Source organism: Dietzia sp. CW19 (assembly GCF_014145265.1).
GTDB lineage: Bacteria > Actinomycetota > Actinomycetes > Mycobacteriales > Mycobacteriaceae > Dietzia > Dietzia natronolimnaea.
Window position 1 is genome coordinate 271 of the sequence record NZ_JAALEE010000556.1, and the last position, 4,057, is coordinate 4,327.

At 69.9% G+C, this 4,057-nt stretch carries 2 protein-coding genes and 1 pseudogene; all 3 read left to right on the top strand.

The genetic code is table 11. The features are described from left to right. Nucleotides 1-394 (top strand): annotated as a pseudogene (locus G6021_RS15655) (cell division protein); the annotation flags it as partial. A gap of 125 nt (nt 395-519) precedes the next feature. Further along, nucleotides 520-741 (top strand): hypothetical protein, encoded by a 222-nt coding sequence (locus tag G6021_RS15660; RefSeq protein ID WP_182618041.1) that lies wholly within the window; start codon nt 520-522, stop codon nt 739-741. A gap of 282 nt (nt 742-1,023) precedes the next feature. Then, nucleotides 1,024-4,057: isoleucine--tRNA ligase (ileS, locus tag G6021_RS15665; protein WP_182640135.1), on the top strand; the 3,034-nt coding region annotated here is incomplete at its 3' end.

Here is a 4,057-nt window from a genome sequence, read left to right on the forward strand (position 1 = left end):
GTCGGAGAAGATGGTCGGCGACGCCCGCAGGGAGGCCGACAAGATCCTCGGCGAGGCCAAGACCAAGTCCGACGGGATCGTCAAGGACGCCCAGTCACGCTCCGAGCAGCAGATCAAGGAAGCCCAGGCCAAGGCGGACGCCCTGCAGGCCGACGCGGAGCGCAAGCACACCGAGATCATGGCCACCATCAACCAGCAGCGTGGCGTGCTCGAGGGCCGGATCGACCAGCTGCGGACCTTCGAGAAGGACTACCGCAGTCGCCTCACCAGCTACCTCGAGAACCAGCTGTCCGAGCTCGGGAAGTCCGGATCGGCTGCCCCGGCCGCCCCGGCGGAGAACGCCGGTGCGCCCGACCAGGGTGCCAAGAAGGACGGCGGCCACCGCGCCGAGTAGTCCTCCCGCGTCGACGCGTCCGGTCCCCGCCCCTGCCCAGGGTGCGGGGACCGACGTATATTCGGGGAGTGGGACCGCCCCGGAACAGGCGCGCCCCACGACACGCACCACGGCAGGAGGAACGCATGCTCGTCGCCGCACTCGGACTGACGATCCTCGGATTCGTCTTCCTCGTCGCCGCCGTCGCCACCGGTCAGATCGGGTGGGCGTGGGCCTGCATCGTGGTCGGCGCCCTCGGCCTGCTGCTGCTGGTCATGGATCTCATCCGCGGGAGATCCGCGCGTGACGGGTCCGGACGGGACCCGTCAGAGGTGGCGGACGCGGCGGACTCCCACGCCGACAGGTAACATCACCCCATGTCCGGCGGTGAGCCGGATGCGCTGCGATCCGGCCATCACCGGGGAGCGCTCGGAAGAACAGCCGGTCCCGTGGAGGGGGCGGCTCAGTAGAACCGAACGGGGGAGCCCGACCGGCCCCCGACCCATGAGTGGGCGTCGCACCGTCGTCGTCAAACGGGGTGGTACCGCGGACGGACGCGCCAGTCGTGTCCGGATCGTCCCCGAGCGCAGGCCTGTCGGCCCCACGGGTACCCACTCGTGCGGGCCCCGTACCGCGAGGAGTCCGCCCGCATGAGCACCGAGCCCACCGCCACGGGTAGCGCCTACCCGATTCTCGACCTCACCGGCGGCACCACGGCACAGTCGCCGTCGTTCCCCGCCCTCGAGGAGACCGTCCTGGCCCGGTGGGACCAGCGCGACACCTTCCGGGAGTCCGTCCGCAGACGGGCGGACGCCGAGGAATACGTCTTCTACGACGGCCCCCCGTTCGCCAACGGCCTACCCCACTACGGGCATCTGCTCACCGGGTACGTCAAGGACGTGATCCCGCGCTACCGCACCATGCGCGGATACCTGGTCGAGCGCCGCTTCGGATGGGACTGTCACGGTCTGCCGGCCGAGCTCGAGGCCGAGAAGCAGCTGGGGATCACCGAGAAGTCGCAGATCCTCGACATGGGTCTGGCCGAGTTCAACTCGGCCTGCGAGAAGTCGGTCCTGCGCTACACCGACGAGTGGGAGGAGTACGTCCACCGTCAGGCCCGTTGGGTGGACTTCGAGAACGACTACAAGACGCTGGACATCGACTTCACCGAGTCCGTCCTGTGGGCGTTCAAGCGGCTCTACGACAAGGGCCTGGTCTACAAGGGTTTCCGCGTGCTGCCGTACTCCTGGTACGAGCAGACGCCCCTGTCCAACCAGGAGACCCGGTTGGATGACGCGTACAAGATGCGTCAGGACCCCGCGGTCACCGTCGGCCTGCCGCTCGAGGCGCCGCAGTCCAGCCCGCTCCACGGCGCCGAGGCGCTGGTCTGGACCACCACCCCCTGGACCCTGCCGTCCAACCTGGCCGCCGCCGTCCACCCCGACATCGACTACTGCGTGGTGCAGGTGAACTCCGGTGAGCTCGCCGGCCGCCGCTTCGTGGTGGCCGAGGCCCGCCGCGGGGTGTATGCGCCCGAGTTCGGCGAGGACGCCGAGGTGGTGGCGACGGCGAAGGGCGCCGACCTGGTGGGTCTGACGTACGTCCCGCCGTTCGACTTCTTCGCCGGCCACCCCGGCGCGCACGTCGTGCTGTCGGCGGACTACGTCACCACCGAGTCGGGCACCGGCATCGTCCACCTCGCGCCGGCCTTCGGTGAGGAGGACAAGGACGCCTGCGACGCGGCCGGTATCGAGTTGGTCATCCCGGTCGGCCCCGACGGCAAGTTCACCGCCGAGGTGCCCCCGTACGCGGGCCAGCTGGTCTTCGACGCCAACGCGCCCATCTCACGCGACCTGCGTGCCGCGGGTCGCCTGATCCGGCACGAGACCATCGAGCACTCCTACCCGCACTCCTGGCGCTCCGGGCAGCCGTTGATCTACATGGCCCTGCCGGCCTGGTTCGTCAAGGTCACCGCGTTCCGGGACCGGATGGTCGAGCTCAATCGCGAACACATCACGTGGATGCCGGAGCACGTGCGCGACGGGCAGTTCGGCAAGTGGCTCGAGGGCGCGCGGGACTGGAACATCAACCGGAACCGGTACTGGGGCGCGCCGATCCCCGTGTGGGAGTCGGACGACCCGGCCTACCCGCGCGTGGACGTCTACGGCTCCCTCGACGAGCTCGAGGCCGACTTCGGGGTGCGGCCCACCGATCTGCACCGTCCGTACATCGACGAGCTGACCCGGCCCAACCCCGACGACCCGACCGGCAGATCCACCATGCGGCGGGTGGCCGACGTGTTCGACTGCTGGTTCGAGTCCGGGTCCATGCCGTTCGCGCAGGTCCACTACCCCTTCGAGAACAAGGAGTGGTTCGAGACCCACAACCCGGGCGACTTCATCGTCGAGTACAACGGTCAGACCCGCGGCTGGTTCTACACGCTGCACGTGCTGGCCACGGCGCTGTTCGACCGTCCCGCGTTCACGCACGTCGCCGCCCACGGGATCGTGCTGGGCAACGACGGGCTCAAGATGAGCAAGTCCAAGGGCAACTACCCGGACGTCAACGAGGTCTTCGCCCGCGACGGCTCCGATGCCATGCGATGGTTCCTCATGAGTTCCCCCATCCTCCGCGGTGGCAATCTCGTGGTGACCGAACAGGGCATCCGCGAGGGTGTGCGTCAGGCCATGCTGCCGCTCTGGAACTCCTACAGCTTCCTGCAGCTGTACGCCGCCGAGCGCGCCACCTGGCGCACGGACTCCCCGCACGTGCTGGACCGGTACATCCTGTCCCGGTTGGCCACGACCCGGGACGCGATGACCGAGGCCCTGGAGACCACGGACATCGCCGCCGCCTGCGACGAACTGCGACAGTTCGCCGACGCCCTGACCAACTGGTACGTGCGCAGGTCGCGCTCCCGGTTCTGGGCGGGGGAGGCCTCCGGTCAGGACTCCCGCGACGCCTTCGACACCCTCTACACGGTGCTGGAGACGACGATGCGGCTCGCCGCCCCGCTCCTCCCGCTCATGTCGGAGGTCGTGTGGACCGGCCTGACCGGGCGGGAGTCGGTCCACCTCGCGGACTGGCCGGCCGCCGACGAGCTCCCGCGCGACGCCGGGTTGGTCGAGGCCATGGAGGCCGTGCGGTCGGTGTGTTCGACCGTCTCCTCCGTGCGCAAGGCCAAGCAGCTGCGCGTGCGCCTGCCCCTGAACTCCCTCACCGTGGCGATGCCCGACGCCGAGAGGCTCGAGCCGTTCACCGGGATCATCGCCGACGAGGTCAACGTGCGCCACGTCCACCTGACGAGCGACGTGGCCGCCCACGGGCGGATGGAGCTGGCCGTCAACGCCCGCGCGGCGGGGCCGCGGTTGGGCAAGCAGGTTCAGGCGTGCATCAAGGCCGCCAAGACGGGGGACTGGTCCGAGGCCGACGGGGTGGTCATCGCCGGTGGGGTCGAACTGCAGGAGGGCGAGTACGAACACCGCCTCGTGGCCGCGGACCCGGAATCGACGGCCGCGCTCCCGGGCGGGGCCGGGCTGGTGGTGCTGGACCTGACCGTCACCGAGGAGCTGGAGGCGGAGGGCTGGGCCAAGGACCGGATCCGTGAGATCCAGGAGGCCCGCCGCGGCGCCGGGTTCGACATCTCCGACCGCATCCGGGTGCGCCTGGAGGTCCCGGCGGCCC

Excerpts from the sequence above, each read along its gene's own strand:
- G6021_RS15660 (WP_182618041.1), top strand. The coding sequence starts at position 520 with ATGCTCGTCGCCGCACTCGGACTGACGATCCTCGGATTCGTCTTCCTC.